This is a genomic window from Halomonas sp. N3-2A (assembly GCF_002216165.1).
In the GTDB taxonomy this organism is placed as follows: Bacteria; Pseudomonadota; Gammaproteobacteria; order Pseudomonadales; family Halomonadaceae; genus Vreelandella.
Genome location: NZ_CP022286.1, coordinates 223,359 through 245,098, shown reverse-complemented (window position 1 = coordinate 245,098; position 21,740 = coordinate 223,359). Strand labels below are relative to the sequence as shown.

The 21,740-nt window shown below is 52.9% G+C and carries 18 protein-coding genes; 4 read left to right on the top strand and 14 right to left on the bottom strand.

What is annotated here, in order from left to right; translation table 11 throughout:
• Positions 1–372 precede the first annotated feature (372 nt).
• From CEK60_RS01115 to CEK60_RS01065, 11 genes are all read right to left on the bottom strand, one after another.
• Positions 373–1,467, bottom strand: a complete 1,095-nt coding sequence (locus CEK60_RS01115; RefSeq protein ID WP_089037449.1) for a chain-length determining protein — start codon at positions 1,465–1,467, stop codon at positions 373–375.
• Between the two features lie 3 nt (positions 1,468–1,470).
• A complete protein-coding gene (locus CEK60_RS01110; protein ID WP_089037448.1) occupies positions 1,471–2,280 on the bottom strand; it encodes an ABC transporter permease in 810 nt (269 codons plus the stop codon).
• A gap of 84 nt (positions 2,281–2,364) precedes the next feature.
• Positions 2,365–4,086, bottom strand: a complete 1,722-nt coding sequence (locus CEK60_RS01105) for a polysaccharide biosynthesis/export family protein (RefSeq protein WP_089037447.1) — start codon at positions 4,084–4,086, stop codon at positions 2,365–2,367.
• Positions 4,086–4,511 (bottom strand): DVU3141 family protein, encoded by a 426-nt coding sequence (locus CEK60_RS01100; RefSeq protein WP_089037446.1) that lies wholly within the window; start codon positions 4,509–4,511, stop codon positions 4,086–4,088. The genes CEK60_RS01105 and CEK60_RS01100 overlap by 1 nt, the downstream gene beginning before the upstream one ends.
• Before the next feature lie 338 nt (positions 4,512–4,849).
• Positions 4,850–5,905 carry a porin gene (locus tag CEK60_RS01095; RefSeq protein ID WP_089037445.1) on the bottom strand — a complete coding sequence of 352 codons (1,056 nt, stop codon included), beginning with the start codon at positions 5,903–5,905 and terminating at the stop codon, positions 4,850–4,852.
• Positions 5,906–6,168: 263 nt separating this feature from the next.
• Positions 6,169–6,954 carry a ProQ/FINO family protein gene (locus CEK60_RS01090; RefSeq protein WP_089037444.1) on the bottom strand — a complete coding sequence of 262 codons (786 nt, stop codon included), beginning with the start codon at positions 6,952–6,954 and terminating at the stop codon, positions 6,169–6,171.
• Positions 6,955–6,976: 22 nt separating this feature from the next.
• Positions 6,977–7,513, bottom strand: coding sequence for a dihydrofolate reductase (locus CEK60_RS01085; RefSeq protein ID WP_089037443.1), 537 nt, complete (start codon positions 7,511–7,513; stop codon positions 6,977–6,979).
• The gene (locus CEK60_RS01080; RefSeq protein ID WP_089037442.1) at positions 7,510–8,340 is read right to left on the bottom strand and encodes a thymidylate synthase; all 831 of its coding nucleotides are present in this window, start codon (positions 8,338–8,340) and stop codon (positions 7,510–7,512) included. Before CEK60_RS01080 ends, CEK60_RS01085 begins: the two co-directional genes overlap by 4 nt.
• 166 nt (positions 8,341–8,506) lie before the next feature.
• Entirely contained in the window at positions 8,507–9,304 is a 798-nt protein-coding gene (lgt, locus tag CEK60_RS01075) for a prolipoprotein diacylglyceryl transferase (RefSeq protein WP_089037441.1), read from the bottom strand.
• 51 nt (positions 9,305–9,355) lie between these two features.
• Positions 9,356–10,153, bottom strand: coding sequence for a sulfite exporter TauE/SafE family protein (locus tag CEK60_RS01070; RefSeq protein WP_089037440.1), 798 nt, complete (start codon positions 10,151–10,153; stop codon positions 9,356–9,358).
• Positions 10,150–11,313: a response regulator gene (locus CEK60_RS01065; protein WP_089037439.1), complete on the bottom strand. Its 1,164-nt coding sequence runs from the start codon at positions 11,311–11,313 to the stop codon at positions 10,150–10,152. Before CEK60_RS01065 ends, CEK60_RS01070 begins: the two co-directional genes overlap by 4 nt.
• Positions 11,314–11,478: 165 nt before the next feature.
• On the opposite strand from CEK60_RS01065, the gene CEK60_RS01060 reads away from it, so the two are divergent.
• Positions 11,479–12,258 carry an NRDE family protein gene (locus tag CEK60_RS01060; RefSeq protein ID WP_089037438.1) on the top strand — a complete coding sequence of 260 codons (780 nt, stop codon included), beginning with the start codon at positions 11,479–11,481 and terminating at the stop codon, positions 12,256–12,258.
• Between the two features lie 8 nt (positions 12,259–12,266).
• On the opposite strand, the gene ptsP is transcribed toward CEK60_RS01060, so the two are convergent.
• Positions 12,267–14,528: a phosphoenolpyruvate--protein phosphotransferase gene (ptsP, locus tag CEK60_RS01055; protein WP_089037437.1), complete on the bottom strand. Its 2,262-nt coding sequence runs from the start codon at positions 14,526–14,528 to the stop codon at positions 12,267–12,269.
• A 99-nt stretch (positions 14,529–14,627) separates the two neighbouring features.
• Positions 14,628–15,125, bottom strand: coding sequence for an RNA pyrophosphohydrolase (locus tag CEK60_RS01050; RefSeq protein ID WP_038486029.1), 498 nt, complete (start codon positions 15,123–15,125; stop codon positions 14,628–14,630).
• A gap of 188 nt (positions 15,126–15,313) precedes the next feature.
• On the opposite strand from CEK60_RS01050, the gene CEK60_RS01045 reads away from it, so the two are divergent.
• The gene (locus CEK60_RS01045) at positions 15,314–15,970 is read left to right on the top strand and encodes a histidinol-phosphatase (protein WP_089037436.1); all 657 of its coding nucleotides are present in this window, start codon (positions 15,314–15,316) and stop codon (positions 15,968–15,970) included.
• A 239-nt stretch (positions 15,971–16,209) separates the two neighbouring features.
• On the opposite strand, the gene CEK60_RS01040 is transcribed toward CEK60_RS01045, so the two are convergent.
• The gene (locus CEK60_RS01040) at positions 16,210–17,184 is read right to left on the bottom strand and encodes a malate dehydrogenase (RefSeq protein ID WP_038486035.1); all 975 of its coding nucleotides are present in this window, start codon (positions 17,182–17,184) and stop codon (positions 16,210–16,212) included.
• A gap of 268 nt (positions 17,185–17,452) precedes the next feature.
• Here CEK60_RS01040 and CEK60_RS01035 point away from each other — a divergent pair, with 268 nt between their 5' ends.
• Together CEK60_RS01035 and CEK60_RS01030 are read left to right on the top strand one after the other, a co-directional pair.
• On the top strand, positions 17,453–18,544 hold the full coding sequence (locus CEK60_RS01035) for an efflux RND transporter periplasmic adaptor subunit (RefSeq protein WP_089037435.1): 1,092 nt from the start codon (positions 17,453–17,455) through the stop codon (positions 18,542–18,544).
• Positions 18,528–21,602, top strand: a complete 3,075-nt coding sequence (locus CEK60_RS01030; RefSeq protein ID WP_089037434.1) for an efflux RND transporter permease subunit — start codon at positions 18,528–18,530, stop codon at positions 21,600–21,602. Before CEK60_RS01035 ends, CEK60_RS01030 begins: the two co-directional genes overlap by 17 nt.
• Positions 21,603–21,740 lie beyond the last annotated feature (138 nt).

The window sequence follows — 21,740 nt, the reverse complement described above, 5'->3', positions numbered from 1 at the left end:
ACCTCGTTACACCGCACTACGATGTGCATTGATTTTGTAGCGCGGTGTAAGCGTCAGCGCACCCGCGGGGGTATCAATGCAGTGCTGACTGGAGGCCTTTGGGCGGCTGCGCCGCCGTTGCGGGTGCCTCGGTTTCGCTCGTTCCTCACGACCTCGTTACACCGCACTAGGATGTGCATTGATTTTGTAGCGCGGTGTAAGCGTCAGCGCACCCGCGGGGGTATCAATGCAGTGCTGACTGGAGGCCTTTGGGCAGCTGCGCCGCCGTTGCGGGTGCCTCGGTTTCGCTCGTTCCTCGCGACCTCGTTACACCGCACTACGTAAACAGGCGTTGTTACGTCAATGCACTCGCCTTACAAAAAAGCCTTCTCATTAATCCCTGTGGTCTTTTACGATCATCATGATCATGCTGAAGATGAAAGCTAGGAAAATAGTGATGATAGCGAACACACTGCTGTTATAAAGGCGGTTTGGTTCAGTTGGGTATTCTGGGAATAGCGGGCTTTGCAGCACGCTCACCTGCTTGAGCTGGCGGGCGGCTTCTAGGCGAGTATTTTCCAATGCCGCCAATGCGCTTGAATAGGTTTCTTGCGCAAATTGGGCTTGAAGTTCTAGTGTTTCGTATTCAGCCGATACGCGGTTTAGCGAATCACCCGTTGCCTGTGCTAAGCGGTCGCGCTGCTCAACGATTTGATCGCGTAACGCAGTAATGCTGCGCTCTACTTGGCGCAGCTCGGCTGATTGCGAGCTTTGGAAGCTTGCCAATGCATTGCGTTGCGCTTGTAAGCGAGCCAAGTCGCCTTCTAGCGTCGCCACTACTTGGTTAATGCTTTCTACCGTTGAGGTGGGCGATACTAGGCCGTACTCGTTTTGAAATTCGAGTAGTTCAGTGCGAGTATCGCGAAAACGATCTTCCAAGCGAACCATCTGCTGTTCTAGGAAACGAACCTGCTCGTCTGCTAAACGGTGGCCCATCTCATTCATGTGGTTTTCGCCAGCCTCTAACAGCAGTGCAGCCATATCTCGGGAGAATTCAGGCGTGTAGCCCTGAACGTAAATATTCAGAACACCGGCATACTCATCCAGCTCTACTTCTACCCGACGCAGATAGTATTTATGTAGATCTTCAATGGGCACATCAGGATTGCGCAGCTTGGCAAAAATATCGCCGTGTTCGCTATAGTGCTGGCGAATATCGAGCTGTTCATCCAGCAAACGCAACATATCAACAGACAGCAGATGCTCACGCAGTAACAATAAATCGTGGGTATTGCCACCACCGCCCATCAATGACGAAAGGCTGAATTCCGGCGTGGCAACCTGAGGACTTTCTAGCACTACCGTTGCACGGGACACATAGCGCTCTTCTGCCCATACAAACCAATAAAATGACACTAAGAGAATAGCTAAAAATGCTAACGCCCAGTGGGGGGATGCTTTTACAAATCGGCTGAGGGAAGCTTGCATGAATTATTTTGCCTTTAACTTATCAACAAAGCGCAGGTGCATCAGTAGCCCTAGCGTTATTAAGGTGAAAGTAAATAACCAGAGATACAACATACTAGTACCATGTACGACTTGATAATTTTCAAAAAAGCCTACACGGAGTGCTTCTAATCCATGGGGGATAGGGTTAAGCATTAAGTATTCCAGCAACCAATGCGGTAAGCTATTTAGCGGCAAAATAACACCAGATAAAATTAGCAGTGGCAATGATATCATTCGAAATACTCTACCTAACTCTGGGACTAAAGTGGCTGACGCCGAAGTAACTAAGCCTGCACCTAAGCCCAAACACCATAAGGACAACCAAGCGGCCATCACATGAATAGCATTATCTGGGTACATATCTAAACCCAGCATAAGCCCGCCGCCGATAAAAACTAGAAACACCAGACTACGTAGGGAACCTTCAAGAAAATTACGTACTAAAACCGGGTCAATCGGTTGCACTTGTCGATATGCAAACAGAGCTCTATTACCATCAATCGCCCCCATCCCGCGTAGCATGCCTTCCCGAACAAGAAAAAAACCCATTAAACCCGCAATCAGCCAAGGAATAAATTCAGCGTTTACAATAAACATATCACCACGTATGAAGCTGCGCACAGCGATCATAATGCCTACAAAGGCAACGGGTTCAAAGATCATCCAGAACCAGCCCATGCGATCGCCCATGGTGCGTGACAGCGCCTCGCGCACGAACATGGCGTACCAAACGCTACGAGTGACTTGCCAAGGCGTACGGGCGCTCTTAGGCGCGCCTTTTACATTTGCCATAGCTCTACTTTTAAATAAGTGATATATGAGGCGTGAGACGTGAGGTGTTAGTGGTTTTACCCCTCACACCTCACTCTTCACCATTTACAGATCAACTGCGACGCGGGTAGCGACAGCAATTTGGAACAATATCTGCGTGAGCGTAGAAGCTAGCTGCAGGTTGTGGGTAGGTGCAGCGGGCATGACCAGAATCTCATCGCCTGGGCGCAGATTAACGTTGCGGGCATTTTCTACCGCGCCGTTCTGGCGAACCACCAGAATGTGGTCTTCATCGGCGCGGTTAGTGAAACCACCAGCGCTTTCGATGTAGTCAATCACATTCATACCCGGGCGATAAACAGCGGCTTGGGGCACGAGCACTTCGCCGCTGATGAGCATCGAATCGCTCAATTCGGGAATAGTGATAACATCGCCGTCTTGCAGGCGAATATCAGAAATTTGGTCGTTGTAGGCGACCACTAAACGGCCACTTGGCTCTAGCTCGCGGGCACGCTCAATGAAGTTTTGGATAAGCTCGGCCTCTTGGGCACGAATTTTCGCTTCTTCATTTGTGCTGGATTCAGCGCCGAGGTAGGTAGTTTCTAAGCGGCGCAAGCTGTCTTCCATGGATTGCTGTTGCTGCTGCCTAACGCTTTCACGCTGAAGAGAAACACTTTCCACCGCTGTCATGTTTTCCGGCACAGGGATAGCATCTAGCAGTTCGCTTAAGCGAGCATCACGGGGTAACGCATAACGTGAAGGCCCGTAGTAGCTACCTTCTATTTCCACCACGATAGTTTCACTGCGCTTGTCAGCGCTGAACAAGACTTCATCGCCACTACGAATGGTTTGGCCGTAGAACTTATCAATAGGGAAGTATTGAGCGATGGGCCCCTCTTCCCGGTTACCACGCAGCAGCACATGGGAAACACCACTTCTTAAGCGCGCCAGATCAACTAACTCGGCACCACTTAACTGGTTGCCCAGCAATTCATAACGGTGCTCACGGTGTACGTCACCGCCCACCGCAATCGCGGGACCACGCTCTTCTACGACAATGGTGTCGCCATCTTTAAACTGTGGGCGAGCAATAGAACCATTGATAAGGAAGTCGTAGAGGTCGACCGTGGCAACCGTACGATCATTACGCATTACGCGAATTTGCCGGTAACTGCCGAGGTCTTGGTCGATACCGCCGGCTTGATCGAGAAAATAGAGTACAGAATCGTTCGGTGTACCTGCGAAACGGCCAGGATTTTCAACATAACCGGTCACGAAAACAGCAACGGGCTGAACACCTTGTACGTTGGTATAGACCTGTACGTTTTCTGGGTAAACCGACGTAATAGCACCGCGCACGCTGCTATCTACTTGCTGGCTATTTTGACCCTCTACATTTAATGGGCCTGAGCCAGGAATAAAGATATTGCCTTGGGCATCCACCGGTAGCACGCGATCAAATTCAAATGCCCCCCAGGCGCGCACGGTCACTTGATCGCCGGGCTTTACTTGGTAGCTGGCATTCAGGCCGTCGCCCATCGCGCCACGAAACCCACCGCTAAACAGGTTAGCCCCGAATGGCGGTAGCGCATCGGGGTTTTGCGGCGGTGCGCTAACCGGGCCGTAAGTGCCACTACGCCAATCGGCGCGGGGCGTATCATCTACCTGCTCTTGCTGTTCGCCAGCCTGCCCTTCCGGAAGAATAGTATTGGGTAGGCTAATGCTCTGTGCCCAGCCCGCCGTGCTTACGGCACTGCCGATTACCAAAGAAGCAACGGCAACAGGGCGTTTAAACGAAAGCCGTTTAAGAAGACGAATAGCGTTCATTAGTAGCGCCCTTGTGCTGCAGTGGATGTAGCCGAAGTGCTTGGGCTCAGCACTCGCTGATTAACCCAACCATTAGGAGTCTCGCAGGTGAGTGCCGTACCGGCAGCGCCACTTCCTGATTCTACTACCCGCAGCCGCCGACACTCTCTACCACTGGCTGCGAGGTATGGGGCATCTGCAATGATTTCGACGTTATCGCCCCATGGGCTGTACACCAAGTTCATCACTGCCCCTGCAGGCGCTTGGGATAAAAATCCGTTGAGGTTGTCATCACCCAGCAATTTAGCTGAGTCAGTATTCAGCACATACCGTGCTTGCTGCTGCGTACTATTGGGATAGGTAGCGCAGCCACTTACTACAGCAACGCTTAACGCTGCCAACAGCATGCGAGCTGGCCTCGTTAACAAAAATGGGGTATTTGGCATAATATTTTCCAATAAAGAGGCACGCTACCGCCCAGGGATTTTAACGGACGCATTCCCTTGCCCTACACAGTGCGGATGAAAAGCAGCCTACCTGCTGGCTTATCGTTTCGTGGGTCATTGTAAATTATTACCGCCCACCACTCTACATTGACAAACAAAACAACTATTAAAGCACCACTCCAACACTAGCGCTTCCTTTTAGCAGCCGACTCGACGACTGACACCTCACACAGGAACACACCCGCACTTTTTGCACCAAAAAAAACCGGCCTCGTAATGAGGCCGGTTATATTTCTACTTGCAGGGGTTACCTGTTAAGCATGGCATTAGAGCCAAGCTTAGAAGTGGTAACGCGCGCCTGTCAGGTAGTATACGTCGTCGCCGTCAGCATTCTCAACTTTGGAATCCAGACCGTCGAGGTTAACACTGATAGACTGCTGGTCAGCTTGGTTCAACTCAACGAATACGTCGAAGTTGCTGGAAACTTTGTAGTAAGTACCCAGGGCCCAAGCAGTACGGTCATCGTCTTCACCGTCAGTATCTACATTGTAGATATCTGCAGCGAACGCCCAAGGACCAGTGGTGTAAGTACCACCCAGACCTACGGTGTCGTAGCCGCCGCCACGAACGTCGCTGTTTTCACGACCTTCATAACCTAAACGAACAGAGAACTGGTCGTTAATGGCGTAAGAACCGATCAGGCCGCCCATGATTTCGCCATTGCCGCCGCCACGTACTACGTCGTCAACAAAACCCAGACCTAAAGTGACCGGACCTTGCTCGTAACGCACACCACCTTGAGCTGCTACGACACTACCTTCTTCGGTAGTTGCTGTTTCAGCAATGCCACGCTCGCTGTAGTGTTTCAGCTGCAGGAAGGCAGTCCAGCCTTGAAGATCAGGCGTGTAGTAACCGATAGAGTCGCCACGTGACTGCTTCGGGTGACCAGCGAACTCTAAACCACGATCGATTTCCCAGTCGAACGGCAGAGAAACGAACTGGTTGTAGAAGGCGTCGAAGTTACCAGCCTGGAAGGTACCGTACTGCTTGCTTTGTACGCCCAGGTAGCTTTGACGAACTTCAGTGAAGCCAGACTCGGTGTAACGCTCGTCACCTTTGAAGCGCCACTCTAAACGACCGAAAGCAGTCAAGTCAGAGTTAACTTCGTGGCTCATGCGCAGACCAAGACGAGAGTAAACGTCAACAAACTCTGCGCCGTTGTCAATTTTTACGTCAGCGTCGTTGTACTCAGGACCGCCGCCAGCGATACCCATGGCGATACGACCATAGACGTCGAGCTTGGTACCATCTTGGTCATAAACGGTAGCTGCTTGAGCGGCAGCAGAGGCACCTAGGGCGCCAATGATAGCAGTCGCTAAAAGTGTCTTTTTCATGATGTAGGTTCCTTAACTAGCTTACTGTTTCGATCGTTACCGCAAACTCATTTTGAAGTCTGCAGCTGGCTTGCGGGCCATGCTCTTTATGCCATCCTCCGGTTTTTCCCGGCGGTATGCGGCATGTCCTCAACTAAGCCTTGTTATAGTCCAATGCTCGCAGGTCAAACTCTATACTGGGATTCCAGTGAACGCAATAGAAAAAAACAGTGTTTCTTTACGATTTGTATTTTTTTAAGGAACCCATGGGCAACTGATTGGTCTCAGCGGCCTGTAAATTTTTGCTGAAGTCCTCTTAATTTATCCTCTAAGCTAAGTGACTTTGTTGTTTCAAATGCTTCCGCCTTCTCACCTTCCCCTCTCTGCTCATGCGCCTTTACAGGCGTGGGAACAGCATCTCCTGGTGCCTGTCTTGATGTTTGCTTTGATGCTTGCCCTGATGATTGCTGCGGCTTTCTATGGTCTGAAGACGGTGCTTGCTTTGATGCATTGCTGTCTGACTTATCTTTTCGCCGATCGCTAGCATGTCGCGCCGCTTCTTTATCGACTTTACCTGCGGGATTGCCATCCAAGTCAATTCGCTCAGCACCTTCTCGCATGGATTTCACATAGCGTGGCAGGTTCACATAGTTAGCTAATGCTCGGCGTATCAACTTCCCCGACCAGGGTTCTCGCTGGGCTAAATCTTGATGAATACCCACTTTCAGCGGTTTAGTATGGCCAGTAAAAAAGGCGTGCGGGTAGCGTTTATACCACTGGTTCAGCAGCGCTTGAGGAGAAGGCGGCTGTGGCGCTGTTTCCGCAGCGCGGGTTTCGCTGATCACTTGTGAGTCGGAAGGCTTTACATCTGCCGCCGACGGCTCAGCGGCAGGTGCATCACACTGAGCCGGGCCTTGCAGCGGCTGCGAAGGTGGCTGAGTCTGCGGCACTTGGCTCGCCAACTGCCGTTTGAGCATTTCGTTCTCTTCACGCAACGCGTTCAGTGCGGCTTTGGTCTGCTCAAGGTGCGTTTCCAAAGTTTCTAGCAGATCCAGTACTGGTGCGGCCATACCCCCTCCTTCTTTGCGCTGATCAGTCGGCGATCCGCTCATAGACTACAAAGTCGTATTGAGGCTGCCCTTCTGCTGGCTTGCCCGCTACACGCTGAACTTCCTGCCACTCTTCCATAGAGAGCTCGGGGAAAACAGCATCACCATCGACATCAATATCCACTTCAGTGATATAGAGGCGCTGGGCATGAGGAAGCGCTTGTCGATAAATTTCTCCCCCTCCCATCACCATAATTTCTTCGGCGGCCTCAATGGTGGCCTGTTGGTCGGCCAATGCCAATGCTGCGGGTAGCTCATGACATATCCGCACGCCTTCGGCAGCAAAGTTTGTATCACGGGTTACTACAATATTGAGCCGATTGGGCAGCGGTTTACCTATTGATGCGTAGGTTTTGCGCCCCATCACGAGAGGCTTGGCTTGAGTCATGCGTTTGAAGAACTTTAGGTCTTCAGGTAGGTACCAAGGTAACTTACCTTCAACCCCAATCACCCGGTTTTTGGCCATCGCCACAATCATCGCTATCGGCACCAGGGGGTCATAAGCATGCTGCTGACTCATACTGCCACCTCGGCTTTGATATGGGGATGCGATTCATACCCTTCGATGCTGATATCGTCAAAGGTGAAATCAAACAGATTGGTTACCTGGGGGTTAAGCACTAGGCGCGGTGGTGCTTTAGGCGTGCGACTCAACTGCTCCTGAGCTTGCTCAAGGTGGTTACTGTAAAGATGGGCATCACCCAACGTATGCACAAACTCGCCGGGCTCCAGGCCAGTTACCTGCGCCACCATACTGAGCAGTAACGCATAGCTTGCAATATTGAATGGCACACCTAAGAAAATATCCGCACTGCGCTGGTAAAGCTGGCACGAGAGACGCCCATTGGCCACATAAAACTGGAACAAGCAGTGACAAGGCGGCAATTTCATTTCATCAACTTGACCTGGATTCCAGGCTGAAACAATCAGTCGCCGTGACTGAGGCGTCGTACGAATTTGCTCCAACACATTTGAAATCTGGTCGACACTACCGCCACTGGGGCTCGGCCAACTGCGCCACTGATAACCATAGACCGGACCAAGATTACCGTTTTCATCGGCCCACTCGTCCCAGATGCGTACGCCATGCTCTTTGAGATACCCGATATTGGTATCACCTTTAAGAAACCACAGCAGCTCATGAATAATAGAGCGCAGGTGTAGCTTTTTAGTGGTAAGCAGCGGAAAACCACGGGAGAGGTCGAAACGCATTTGATGACCAAACACTGAGCGTGTACCAACACCAGTGCGATCATTCCGATCAACGCCTTGCTCCATTACGGTGCGCATTAGGTCGAGATACGGCTGTTCTAGCGCTTCTTTCGGCATGGGCGTTATTGCAGTCACAGAAATTCCAGATTAAAAATCAATTTGGGTAGATATTCTATACGCGTAAGCATCAGGCAGCCAGAAGCATTCCTGCCATTCACTCTTCACTCTTCACTCTTCACTCTTCACTCTTCACTCTTCACTCTTCACTCTTCACTCTTCACTCTTCACTACTCACTACTCACTACTCACTACTCACCTTGGCATCAATAGGCTGATTACGCGACCAGGCGATAAAAACGAGGCCTAACGCAATCATCGGGAGTGTGAGCAGCATGCCCATGGTGAACCAACCAAAGGCGAGATAGCCAATGTGGGCATCCGGCATACGTACAAATTCAACCATAAAGCGGAAGACACCATAGCCTAGCAGGAATAAGCCGGAGACAAATCCCCTGGCGCGCGGCTTGGCAGATACCCACCACAGAATGACAAACAGTACGATACCTTCCAGAAAGGCTTCGTAAAGCGCTGAAGGGTGGCGTGGCTCTGGCCCCATACCAGGAAATGGCATGCCCCACGGTAGCGACGTTACCCCGCCCGGCAACTCATGGTTGATAAAATTACCAATTCGCCCAGCACCTAAACCAATGGGTACCAGCGGGGCAATGAAGTCAGCGAGAGTGAAAAACGCCAGTTGCTTACGACGTGCAAATAGCCATGCCGCAAGCAGCACCCCTAATAAACCACCATGGAAACTCATGCCGCCATCCCATACGCGGAACACCCATAGCGGGTCAGCCGTCCACTGCCCTAGGCCGTAAAACAGTGCGTACCCTAATCGCCCCCCCACCACCACACCAATGGCGCAGTAAAAAAGCAAATCACCGATATCATCTTTTGTAAGCCCAATACGTGGCGCCCGCTTACACCCTAGCCACCATGCCGCCACAAACCCCACCACATACATTAAGCCGTACCAATGAACCTGCAGCGGGCCAAGTGAAATCGCTACCGGATCGATCGTTGGATAATTAATCATCGAGAATCTCTAAAGCAAACAGGAAGAAAACAGCAGCGTGGCATAAGTGAATTACGCCAATATGAAGCGCAAGCCCACTACGGCCAATAGCGTTGCAAATGCAAATCTCAACACAGTGGCTGGAAGTACATGCGCCAGACGAACGCCAAGCCGTGCAAAAGGCACACTGGTTAGCACAATGCCGATAAAGGCGGGCCACATAACAAAGCCGGTCGCCCATTGGGGAAGGAGCGGATTACCCCACCCCACAACAATAAACGTTAACGCACCCACCATTGCTATTGGTAAGCCACAGGCGGCAGAGGTTCCCACTGCTTGGGTCATGCTTGCACCACATCGTGAAAGCCAAGGCACTGTCATTGCGCCTCCACCAATACCAAACAGTGCTGATATAACGCCCACTACGCCGCCAGCAATGGTCATTGCAACATTCCCTGGCGGCGAACTACCGGGCTTTGGCGAAAGGCCAAACACCATTCTGGTGGCTAGCAGCAATACAAACACCCCGAATAACGTTCCCAAAACGGTGCCAGAAAGGTTGTCCGCGATAAATACCCCACCGATAGCCCCCAGCATAAGCCCGGGTAATAGCGCCATAAACCATGGCTTATGAATACTGCCTTTTCGGAAGTGCCCTAATGCTGACGAAATCCCTGTGACGACGATCGTCGCCAGTGAGGTACCTACGGCAAGATGCATGGTAATTTCAGGAGCAATCCCCTGTAGACCAAATGCAAAGACAAGCGCAGGCACAATAATTAAACCGCCTCCTACTCCAAACAGACCAGCCATGGTGCCTGCCACTGCGCCTAGCAACAAATACCCTGCTAAAATACTCAATACGGTCATTTATTCTGCACTTGGTTATTCGCGCTGGGCACCCACTTAGTAATCATACTGAGCAGTGTTTCGGGCTTGTAGGGCTTCGCTAGCACGTCATCTATACCGGCAGCGTTATAAGCGCCATGACCAGCGCTATCAACGTTCGCGGTGAGAGCAATCAACACACTACGTCGCTGACCGCCACTAAGACGCTCAAAGGCTCGCCAGCGACGTGCTGTTTCTAGCCCATCTAAGGTCGGCATAAAGATATCCATAAACACGAGATCATAAGAAACCGTTTGCTGGCAGTCCAAAGCCTGCTCCCCACTGCTGACACCATCTACCTGAAGCCCCTGGGTTTCGAGCATTTGGCGCGCCAGCATTAAATTAACGGGGCCATCATCTACCACCAGAATACGCAATTTGCGGTCAGTCGGTAGCAGTTGCTCATAACCATCTGTTTCATTGGCACTTTGCTGAACAAAGTTAGTAAGCAGTGCGCGTATATCCGCCAACCGCTCTCGCACGTGAGTAATATTTTGAAAACTTGTTTCTGAATTATCCATCTGCAACATTTCGCCCAATTGATCAAACAGACTGTCGGCTTCACGCTGAAGTAGCGTTAGGTAACCAGACTTCAAACGAGACTCTTCCCGCGCACGGTCACGCCCAGCGATGAGGTGCTTCAACTGTTTTTGCTGGTGATGCAGGTCATCAAGCAAGGTTTGATCAGATCGAAATGGCTCGCTTGAAGAAGCTAGATACTGATTATCCTCGCCTGCGCGAATGACATCCGCCAACCGCTGATTGACCATCGCTAAGCGATTAAGTGGCAGCCCTTCACCGACGTCTTCAGTCTGCGAATGAGCATGCTCCGCTTGTCGATCAACCAATTGGGCTGTTTGACGCTCTAACTCAGCCAACTCTTGCATGCAACTGGTGTCTTCTTGCTTTGCGCGACTTTTAACCAGCATCAAAAAAACGCCAACATTCAAACAACTACCCAGCAGCAACGCAAGAGTCAACCATAGGGTGGTGCTCCATGACGTTTGACTAGGGGAAAGCCCCCAGACCACCAGCCCTACCAGCACACAAAGCAGTACCAAGGCCGCCTGAACGAGCAAAAGAGGCCACAGAGTAGGCCAGACAATCGCATTCCAAAAGTGCTCTCGCTGATAGCGTTGCATAGTATGCGCCTTCCTAGGTGGCTTCTTTAATGTTGCGCCTTAACATGTTGGCAGCCATAGCATGGCTAAGCATATTTATATTAATGTTAAGTGTATGTCTACGCCTCAATACTGTCATGCCAAACTGGCTAATTGGGTTTCCGTTACTCTTCGTGAGCCTTACCTATGTGCTTAATTACCTTTTCTTGGTCCCCTGGCTCTTCTACACCGTTACGCTTGGCAGGCAACCGAGATGAATTCCACCAGCGGCCCACTGCGCCTCTTGCTCATTGGGAAGAACACACCGCCGTACTGGGTGGGCGCGACTTAGAAGCCGGTGGTACGTGGCTAGCCGCCAACTCCCAAGGCGTTGTCGCAGCATTGACCAATGTGCGTGACCCCGCACTGGCAACACCAATCAACGCGCCCAGCCGAGGCGAACTTGTTGCTAGCGTGTTACAAAGTGACGATGTCGAAGCATGGCTTAAAGCGAAAGAGCGCACGACCGCGCATCGCTATGCCGGGTTTAATCTATTGGTTGCGACACCACATCGCATGTGGCATCTGCACCGTGGTCGCCATGGGGTATTACTGACCAGCGTACCCCCTGGAGTTCATGGCTTGTCCAATGCCACTCTGAATACCCCCTGGCCAAAACTGAACCTGGTTCGCGACGCCTTGTTAAACAGCGCCGACGAACAGTGGCAGAGCGCGACGCAACATGCGCTGCATAATTCGCAAACCGCACCTGATGAAGAATTACCGGATACTGGGGTGGGTTTAACGCTGGAGCGCCAGCTCTCTGCTGCGTTTATTGTGGGTGAACACTACGGCACACGGGCAACCACTTGGTTAACGCTAAACAACCAAGGGGAAGTGGAGATAACCGAGCAGCGGTTTGGGCCACTCGGTCATTTTGAGGGAGAAACTACGTTGACGACACCATGCCCTCTGCCAATAAATTAGCCACGGCATTAATCTCGTGGCGGCATTAAGTGTGAGAGCTGCCACTCATCCATACGCTGATTGAGGTGCTCATGTACTAACGCTGGAGTATCCAGATCCATGATCTCTTTAAGCAGCGTTTGTGCATCGTGCATCGGCACTCGGCGGATAGCGGCCCGCACTCTGGGCAAACTAGGGGCATTCATAGACAGGCTGGTAAATCCCATCGCCATTAATAGCAGCGCACCAGCAGGGTCACCCGCTAATTCGCCGCAAAGCGATATAGGCTTTTCTAGCCGAGTGGCATCCTGAGCGAGCTCTTGCAGCGCGCCCAGCAGCGCTGGGTGCAGCGCATCGTACAGGCTAGATACGCGAGGATTATTGCGATCCACCGCGAGCAAATACTGCGTTAGGTCGTTACTGCCCACCGAGAAGAAATCGACCCGCTTCGCCAGCGCATCCATTTGATAAATAGTCGCAGGCACTTCAATCATCACGCCCACTTTGGGCCGATCGACGCCAATACCTTCTTCGCCAAGCTCTAAAATGGCACGATCCAGCAGGCGAATCGCTTCGTCCACCTCTTCCACATTGGTAATCATCGGGAAGAGCACATAGAGATTATTCAAGTCATGCGATGCTTTCAGCATGGCACGCAGCTGTACCATCAATACCTCTGGATGATCGAGGGTGACCCGCATTCCCCGCCAACCCAAGAATGGATTAGCTTCCTCAATGGGAAAATAGGGAAGGTCTTTATCGCCACCGATATCCAGCGTTCGCATCACCACCGGCAGTGGCGCAAAGCCTTCTAACTGCTCGCGGTACATGCGCATTTGCTCTTTCTCACCAGGGAAGCGCTCGGTAATCATAAAGGGCACTTCGGTGCGATATAGGCCTACGCCACCGATACGGCTTTTCAGCAACGCCGAGGCATCAACCGCCAGCCCGGTGTTTACCATCAGCGGCATGGCATGGCCATCTGGCGTTTCGCTGGGCAAGTCTTGTTCGTGCTCCAGCAACTCACTCAGTGCCGCTTCTTCAGCAATCAGACTTTCATAACGGGCTCTTAACTCTGGCGCTGGTCGCACAAACAACCGCCCTCGGTGGCCATCAAGCACTACCGGGGCGCCATTTAAGCGCGGCAGCGGAAGATCCACCATCCCAAGCACCGTCGGAATCCCCATAGCCCGGGCAACAATAGCAACATGCGAGGTACTCGAACCACGCACGGATACCAAGCCCTTCAGCTTGTCTCTTGGCACTTCTCCCAGCATGGCAACGCTAATTTCATCACCTACCAGAATGGCATTTTCTGGGTAGGTTTCTGGGGTGGAAGGCGTGTCTTCTTGAAGATGCGCCAACACACGACGGCCGAGATCACGAATATCCGCCGCGCGCTCACGCAAGTAATCGTCGTCGACGCGCTCAAGGTATTGCACATGGCGGCGCACTACGTCGGCCAACGCGCCAGGTGCCCACTGCCCTTCACGTATACGCTTTTCCACTTCTTCGGAGAGCGCCGCTTCGCCAAGCATTTGCTGATAAACATCAAACAGCGCCAGCTCTTGGGAAGAAATACGATTAACCAAGCGCTCTGCCGCTGCGCGGATTTCATCGCGCGTTTTGCCAATGGCTTCTTTTAGCCGTGCGACTTCGTAATCTTGATCGCTAGGAATAAGATCAGGCACGCTGTTCAGGTCAGCGGGCGGCGTGATCACCACCGCCTCCCCCATCGCCATTCCTGGAGAAGCCGCCACGCCTTTGAACATGGCCTGGCCACCCGGCAGCGCAGGGCGAGCCAGGTTGCCGGTAGCGAGCGCGTGGGCCAGCACGCCTGCCAACTGAGCAGCCATAGTGACCAGAAAAGCTTCATCTTCGTCGTCGTACTGACGTTTTTCGGCTTGCTGCACGACCAAAACGCCCAGCATGAGGCGCTGATGGATAATCGGCACCCCTAAGAAGCTTGAGTAACGCTCTTCGCCAGTTGCTTCAAAATAGCGAAAATGAGGATGGGTTTGCGCATCTTCTAAATTAAGCGGCTCGCTGCGCTTAGCCACTAGACCTACCAGACCCTCGCCTAGCGGTAGCACAACGCGGCCTACCGCTTGCGTGCGAAGGCCAATCGTCTCCATCAATACAAGCGACTCAAGCTCCTTATCGTATAAATAGAAGGAGCACACATCCGTCTGCATGGCCTTTCGTATGCGGCGTACCATCGTTGACAGCGCGGCGTCGAGGTTTCGTGCGCCATTCACTTCTTGAATAACGCGTCGCAGCACCTCAAGCATGGACGTTTTCCTATTCACTATTATTTGCCTCGCTGAGGGATTTTCGGCCAGCTGTCACTGTGTCCTTCGAACCGTTTCCTTTGAACAGTGGAGCGCACGTTATCCATCGTGATCTTGTTGCGCCAAACGCTGAACGCGAGGAGAAAGCTCCCGTAGCGCGCGCCGATATACCTCTCGTTTGAACGGCACCACTTGCCCCAGTGGATACCAGTAACTTACCCACCGCCAACCATCGAACTCGGGTTTAGGCGTTGCCGTCATACAGATTCGATTTTCTTGGCAGCGAATCTTGAGTAAAAACCACTTCTGCTTCTGGCCGATACAAACCGGCCGCGAGTGGGTGCGAATCATGCGTCGTGGCAGACGGTAGCGCAGCCATCCCCGGGTACAGGCGACAATATCGACATCGTCGGCGGTTAGACCGATCTCCTCAAAAAGCTCACGAAAAAGCGCTTGATGTGGTGTTTCGTTTGCCTTGATGCCTCCCTGGGGAAACTGCCACGCGTTTTGCCCTACACGACGCGCCCAAAGCAGCTGCCCCTGGCTGTTGGCAATAATGATGCCAACATTGGGGCGAAAGCCGTCAGCGTCGATCACGGACATCACCTTATAAATTTTCAGTTGTCCCCATTTTTCCACAAGGGAGACAAGCGTATCAATACAATATCACCCTAAGTGGTTAAACCATGGTGACTCTGCGATAATCCGCCGCTTTGCAAACCGTTACTGACGTTCATTCTGAGCTAACGAGCAGCACAATTAACCAACACCATAAGGGGAGCGCCGTGAGTCTGGCCATTTTCGATTTGGATAATACGCTGATATCCATCGACAGCGATCATGCCTGGGGCGAGTTTTTGCTCGAACAGGGGGCAGTTGACCCAGTTGCCTACCGCGAGGCCAATGAGCGCTTTATGGCGGACTACAATGCGGGCACGTTAGACATGGCGGCATTTTTGGAAATGGCATTGAAGCCACTGGCTGAAAATACGCCGGAACAGTTAGCCGCTTGGCATCAGCAGTTTATGGTCAGCAAAATCGAGCCCAATATCTTGCCTAAAGCAGAAGAGCTGCTGGCTCGGCACCGCACGAAAGGCGATACGCTACTGATCATCACCGCCACTAATCGCTTTATTACTGCCCCCATCGCTAATCGTTTGGGCGTGGATGACTTGATTGCAGTTGACCCAGAAATAGTAGACGGCCGCTATACCGGCCGAGTAGCGGGCACTCCCAGCTACCGCGAAGGCAAAGTGACTCGCTTAAAGCAATGGTTAGAGGGCCAAGAGTTCACCATGGACGGCGCATGGTTTTACAGCGACTCCCACAACGACCTTCCCCTGCTTGAACAGGTAGAGCACCCGGTAGCCGTCGACCCCGACGACACCCTGCGCAAAATTGCTGAAGAACGCCAATGGCGCATTATGAGCCTGCGAGATTGAGCCAGCTGCCCCGCGGGTGCGCTGACGCTTACGCCGCGCTACAAACCCGTTAATTCAATACGTTGCAAACGTAGCGCGTGGTAACGAATCTTGCGAGGCACGAGCAAATGAGGCACCCGCGAACTGCGCAGCCGCCCAATAAAAAACCCCGCAAGCATTACGCTTGCGGGGTTTTTTATTACTGAGCATTATTCTAACAACCGTTTTTAGAACAGCTCAAAGCACGCTAGCCAGCGTGCTTAGCCGAGCAGGTGCTCAACGGCCGCGCGTTCTTCACGCAGTTCTTTCTCAGTGGCCTGCATCTTCTCTTTGCTGAACGCGTCCAACTCAAAGCCTTGAACGATTTCATACTTGCCACCCTGACAACGCACTGGGTAGGAGTAGATGATGCCTTCTTCAATGCCGTAGCTGCCGTCAGACGGGATCGCCATGCTAACGATACCATCGCAACCCAGCGCCCAGTCACGCATGTGATCAATCGCTGAAGACGCCGCAGATGCTGCAGAAGATGCGCCGCGTGCTTTGATAATCGCCGCACCGCGCTGCTGTACTGTCGGGATAAAGTCGTTTTCGTACCAGTCACGCTCGACCAGATCGAAGGCGGCTTTGCCGTCTACTTTGCACTGCGCCAGATCCGGGTACTGAGTAGCACTGTGGTTGCCCCAGATAATCATGCTGTCGACGTCGGTAACGTGCTTGCCGGTTTTCTGAGCCAGCTGCGTCAGCGCACGGTTGTGGTCCAAACGCGTCATCGCAGTGAACTGGCCTGCATCGAGGTCCGGCGCATTGCAAGAAGCAATCAATGCGTTGGTGTTAGCCGGGTTACCGACAACGAGCACGCGCACGTCACGGCTAGCGTGATCGTTCAGCGCTTTACCTTGTACAGAGAAGATCGCGGCGTTGGCTTCCAGCAGATCTTTACGCTCCATACCCGGGCCACGCGGACGTGCACCTACCAGCAAGGCGAAATCGGCATCTTTGAAGGCAACGTTCGGATCATCAGTGGCAACGATGTCTTGTACCAGCGGGAAAGCACAGTCGTTAACTTCCATGACAACGCCATTCAGGGCGTCCATGGCTTGGGGAATTTCGAGAAGCTGGAGAATGACTGGCTGATCCGGCCCCAGCATATCGCCAGCGGCGATGCGGAAAATAAGAGAGTAGCTGATCTGGCCGGCACCGCCGGTAATCGCAATACGTACTGGATCTTTCATCATTGCTCCTTGATGGTTCGCCTAGGGTGGGTTCTCGCCTGAGAGTGGGACGACAGAACTCAAGACGCAAAGATGGTATGCCCAGATGTGCAAAAACTCAATCATACATGAGACTACTACCCATTCTCTCAGCGGCTTGGTACTCGCTGCCAGACGCCAGTTGCGCTATGGTGTGTCGGTCAGTAAGCCTTAACTCTTAGTACGGCCTACCCTTCAGCATGACTTGCCTTGTGTGATTTTTTTGGGTTAATACGGATATAACTACCCCATGCGACGAATCCCCTACTCTTACGCGCTTGCTAGCCTGCTGGTTCTGGCGCTTGTGATATGGCTAGCGGTTGGCGATTTCCAACGTTTCCAAAGTAGTCCACCTGATGTAGATGCCACTGAACGCGACGCAACACCTCGTGTAGAGGTGATGACCCAGCAGAGCGCGCCCTATATTCCTAAGCACGTGCTGCAAGGCCAGCTAACCGCGGAAAGAGAAACACTGCTGCGCGCCAATGTAACTGGCTATGTCGCAGAAAAGCCGGTGGCCCAAGGAGAAACCGTCAGCCGAGGCGAGACACTGCTGGTACTGGACAACGACGCGCTACCCCAGCGCCTACAGCAGGCACGTGATGAGCTAACGCTTGCTGAAGCGGAGTACGCCGGCGCCCAAAATTTGCGTCGTCGTGAGCTAATTTCTCAGCCAGAATTGCTGCGCCTGCAAAGTGCCTTAAGCGCCAGCGCCGCCCAAGTAGCTCAGTTGGAAAAGCAGTTAAGCGATACCCGCCCTACCGCACCCTTTGAAGGCGTATTAGACCGCGTCCAGGTTGAGCTTGGCGACTTACTGCAACCAGGCGAAGAGTGGGCACGACTGATCGACGACCGGCGCTTAATCGGCACCGCTTGGGTGGCTCAACAGCAAATCGGCGAGTTAAGCGTTGGCTTACCTGTCACCGCGCGACTGCTCAATGGCCAGTCGCTTTCCGGCGAAGTGTCTTACATCAGTAGTCGTGCAGAAGAAGCCACTCGCACGTTCTATATCGAAGTAACGCTCGACAATCCAGACAGGCAACGCCTAGCAGGGAGCAGCGCTGAATTCACCATAACGCTGCCACCTCGACAGGTGCATACCCTATCGCCTGCTCTCTTTAATCTGAACGAGCAGGGTCAATTAGCCATCAAGCATGTTGTTGAAAATAACCGCGTTGCCCAAACAGCGATTGAATTGGTCAGTGCTGATACCGAACGCGCCTACGTTACTGGCCTACCCAGCTCCGTGCAGTTGATCACCCTCGGCGCAGGTTTGGTCAACCCAGGCGACACCGTAACACCAGTGTCTACCCAGGAAGGTGGTCATGCGTCAGTTGATTAATGCGGCGCTAACCCACACGCGAACCACCCTGCTGCTCCTGGTTGGCCTGCTGCTGGCGGGTACAACTGCCTGGCAGATGATTCCCAAGGAAGCCAATCCAGACGTCACTATCCCGATTATTTACGTCTCGCTTTCGCTGGAAGGCGTTAGCCCGGAAGATGGCGAACGCCTGCTAGTTCGCCCAATGGAGCAGGAGCTGCGTGGAATCGAAGGTCTGCGCAAATTTACCGCCCAGTCTAGCGAAGGTCATGGGTCGGTAACGCTGGAGTTTGATCCTGGCTTTGATCCGGATACCGCGCTTTCTGATGTACGCGAACGCGTGGATATCGCCCGCAGTAGCTTACCGGATGAAGCTGATGAACCCCGGGTCATGGAGGTTAACGTCTCGGAGTTTCCGGTGTTGAGCATTGGCCTTTCCGGCGAGTTGGATACTCGAGAACGGGTAACCATTGCGCGTCGCTTAAAAGAGGAAATAGAGGGCATTGCCGACGTTCTAGAGGTCGATATTGCTGGCGACCGCGAGGACTTACTCGAAATTGTCGTTGACCCACTGGTACTGGAAAGCTATGGCGTTGATTTTGATACGCTGTTTAATCAAATCTCACGCAATAATCGCCTAGTTGCTGCGGGCAGCTTGGATACCGGCGCCGGACGGCTAGCACTAAAAGTACCGGGCATTATCGAATCGTTAAACGATGTCATGGACATGCCGGTGAAAGTTGACGGCGACCAAGTGGTTACGTTTGGTGATGTTGCGTGGATTTTACCGACCTACAAAGATCCCGAAGGATTCGCCCGCATCGACGGCCAGCCAGCAGTAGTACTGGAAATTTCCAAGCGCGCGGGGGCGAATATCATCGCCACCATTGAAGCCGTAAGAGAACGCTTTGCCCAGGCAGGCGACCTACTGCCTGAACAGCTGCGTATTACCACGATTTTAGACGAGTCGGTTACCGTTCAAAACATGCTTTCTGAGCTGTTAAATAACGTGCTCACCGCAGTGGTGCTGGTATTAATTGTTGTCGTGGCCGTGATGGGCTGGCGCATGGCGCTGCTGGTAGGCCTGACCATACCCGGCGCGTTTTTAACCGGCATTCTTCTGGTGTGGGCATTTGGTTTTACGCTCAACATTGTGGTGCTATTTGCGCTGATCTTAGTGGCTGGCATGCTAGTGGATGGCGCGATTGTAGTCAGCGAGCTCGCTGACCGACACCTGCATGAGGGGCAGTCTCCCCACCAAGCTTGGCTGAATGCCGCAACACGCATGAGCTGGCCGGTTATTGCCTCTACCGCGACAACGCTTGCGGTATTTATACCGCTGCTATTTTGGCCAGGCGTGGTAGGTCAGTTTATGAAGTACCTGCCTGCCACTGTCATTTTATGCCTTCTTGCGTCGCTAGCCATGGCACTGGTGTTTTTGCCTACCCTGGGTCGATTGTTTACCCGTACATCCCATACAGTGACTGCGGGCGCTGGCCCGGTCGACGAAAGCACGTCACTTGGGCGCGGCTACCGCCGCGTGCTCGGGCGTTTGCTGCAGCATCCCGCTTGGGTGCTCGTGTTTGCGGTGCTGTTAATTGGGTTGATTTATACCGGCTATGCTCGTTTTAATCATGGCGTTGATTTCTTCCCCAGCGTAGAGCCAGATAGTGCTCAGGTACTGGTACGTGCCCGAGGCGATTTTTCCGCTGAAGAAACCGACACCATCCTGAAGCGGGTGGAAAGCCGACTGGGCAGCATGGGAGAAGTCGAAGCCCTTTATGCACGCTCTTTTGCGGTGCCCAACCAGCAAATGGGCAATGACGTGATCGGGATGTTGCAGTTTCAGTTTGTCGACTGGTATCAGCGCCGCCCTGCCCGCACGATTTTGGCTGACATGGCCGAGCGCACTCAAGATCTACCGGGGATTACGCTAGAGTTTCGCGAGCAGGAGATGGGGCCTGGCGGCGGCAAACCTATTCTGCTCGAAGTCAGCGCCACTGATCCAGATATCGCAAACGCTGGTGTTGACCAGATTACGGCACTAATGCACGAGCTAGGCGGTTTTACCGACATTCAGGATAACCGCAGCCTGCCCGGGGTCGAATGGCAGGTAAAGGTTAATCGTGAAGCCGCTGCCCGCATGGGCACCGATATCACTACCATTGGCAGTGCCGTACAGCTACTCACCACTGGCCTTCAAGTGGCCAACTACCGCCCGCCCACCGTTACTGATGAGGTGGATATTCGCGTGCGCTTACCGGAACACTGGCGCACGCTCAACCAGCTTGAACGGCTGACGATCAACACCCCACGAGGCCAAGTGCCTATTGCTCATTTTGTAGACATTACGCCCGCCCCCAAAGTAGGCACTCTGAATCGTATTGATGGACGCCGCGCGATTACCGTTGAGGCAGATTTAGCACCCGGCTATTTAGCGGACGAGCGGTTGCGAGCGCTACTAGAGGCAGGCCAAAGCCAACTTGACGATAGTTTGATGGTTAATGTGGCGGGTGAACAAGAAGATCAGCAGGAATCCATGCAGTTCTTGATTAGCGCTTTCTTGATCGCGATTGGGCTAATGGCGCTGATTCTAGTAACTCAATTCAATAGCTACTATCAAGCAGCACTGGTGCTATCGGCCATTGTGTTCTCCACTGCGGGCGTTTTGATGGGGCTGCTCATTACTGGCCAAGCGTTTGGTATTGTCATGGTGGGCATGGGCATTATCGCCCTGGCAGGTATTGTCGTTAACAACAATATCGTCTTGATCGACACTTACAACGAGCTGCGCGGCCAAGGCATGTCCCCGACAGAAGCGGCTTTAGAAGCAGGCACCCTGCGCTTACGCCCAGTGCTTCTCACCGCCATTACCACCGTACTGGGGTTAATGCCGATGGTGCTGGGAATCAACGTTAATCTCTTTGCACCCGCGCTAGGATTCAATGCCCCCTCGGCCCAGTGGTGGACACAAATGTCCAGCGCGATTGCCGGCGGCCTCACTTTCGCCACCGCCCTGACACTCTTATTAACCCCCTGCATGCTAGTGATAGGCGGCAAGCTAAGGCGTGATAGGTGAGCAGTGAGAAGAGTGAGAAGTGAGGCTGCATAGCAGACGGGGCCGGGGCCGGGGCCGGGGCACCATTCGCGGGTGCCTCATTTGCTCGAGCCTCGCAAGATTCGTTACACCGCGCTACAAAACATACTGAATTCACAG

Excerpts from the sequence above, each read along its gene's own strand:
- CEK60_RS01115 (WP_089037449.1), bottom strand. The coding sequence starts at position 1,467 with ATGCAAGCTTCCCTCAGCCGATTTGTAAAAGCATCCCCCCACTGGGCG.
- CEK60_RS01110 (WP_089037448.1), bottom strand. The coding sequence starts at position 2,280 with ATGGCAAATGTAAAAGGCGCGCCTAAGAGCGCCCGTACGCCTTGGCAA.
- CEK60_RS01105 (WP_089037447.1), bottom strand. The coding sequence starts at position 4,086 with ATGAACGCTATTCGTCTTCTTAAACGGCTTTCGTTTAAACGCCCTGTT.
- CEK60_RS01100 (WP_089037446.1), bottom strand. The coding sequence starts at position 4,511 with ATGCCAAATACCCCATTTTTGTTAACGAGGCCAGCTCGCATGCTGTTG.
- CEK60_RS01095 (WP_089037445.1), bottom strand. The coding sequence starts at position 5,905 with ATGAAAAAGACACTTTTAGCGACTGCTATCATTGGCGCCCTAGGTGCC.
- CEK60_RS01090 (WP_089037444.1), bottom strand. The coding sequence starts at position 6,954 with ATGGCCGCACCAGTACTGGATCTGCTAGAAACTTTGGAAACGCACCTT.
- CEK60_RS01085 (WP_089037443.1), bottom strand. The coding sequence starts at position 7,513 with ATGAGTCAGCAGCATGCTTATGACCCCCTGGTGCCGATAGCGATGATT.
- lgt (WP_089037441.1), bottom strand. The coding sequence starts at position 9,304 with ATGATTAATTATCCAACGATCGATCCGGTAGCGATTTCACTTGGCCCG.
- CEK60_RS01070 (WP_089037440.1), bottom strand. The coding sequence starts at position 10,153 with ATGACCGTATTGAGTATTTTAGCAGGGTATTTGTTGCTAGGCGCAGTG.
- CEK60_RS01065 (WP_089037439.1), bottom strand. The coding sequence starts at position 11,313 with ATGCAACGCTATCAGCGAGAGCACTTTTGGAATGCGATTGTCTGGCCT.
- CEK60_RS01060 (WP_089037438.1), top strand. The coding sequence starts at position 11,479 with ATGTGCTTAATTACCTTTTCTTGGTCCCCTGGCTCTTCTACACCGTTA.
- ptsP (WP_089037437.1), bottom strand. The coding sequence starts at position 14,528 with ATGCTTGAGGTGCTGCGACGCGTTATTCAAGAAGTGAATGGCGCACGA.
- CEK60_RS01040 (WP_038486035.1), bottom strand. The coding sequence starts at position 17,184 with ATGAAAGATCCAGTACGTATTGCGATTACCGGCGGTGCCGGCCAGATC.
- CEK60_RS01035 (WP_089037435.1), top strand. The coding sequence starts at position 17,453 with ATGCGACGAATCCCCTACTCTTACGCGCTTGCTAGCCTGCTGGTTCTG.
- CEK60_RS01030 (WP_089037434.1), top strand. The coding sequence starts at position 18,528 with ATGCGTCAGTTGATTAATGCGGCGCTAACCCACACGCGAACCACCCTG.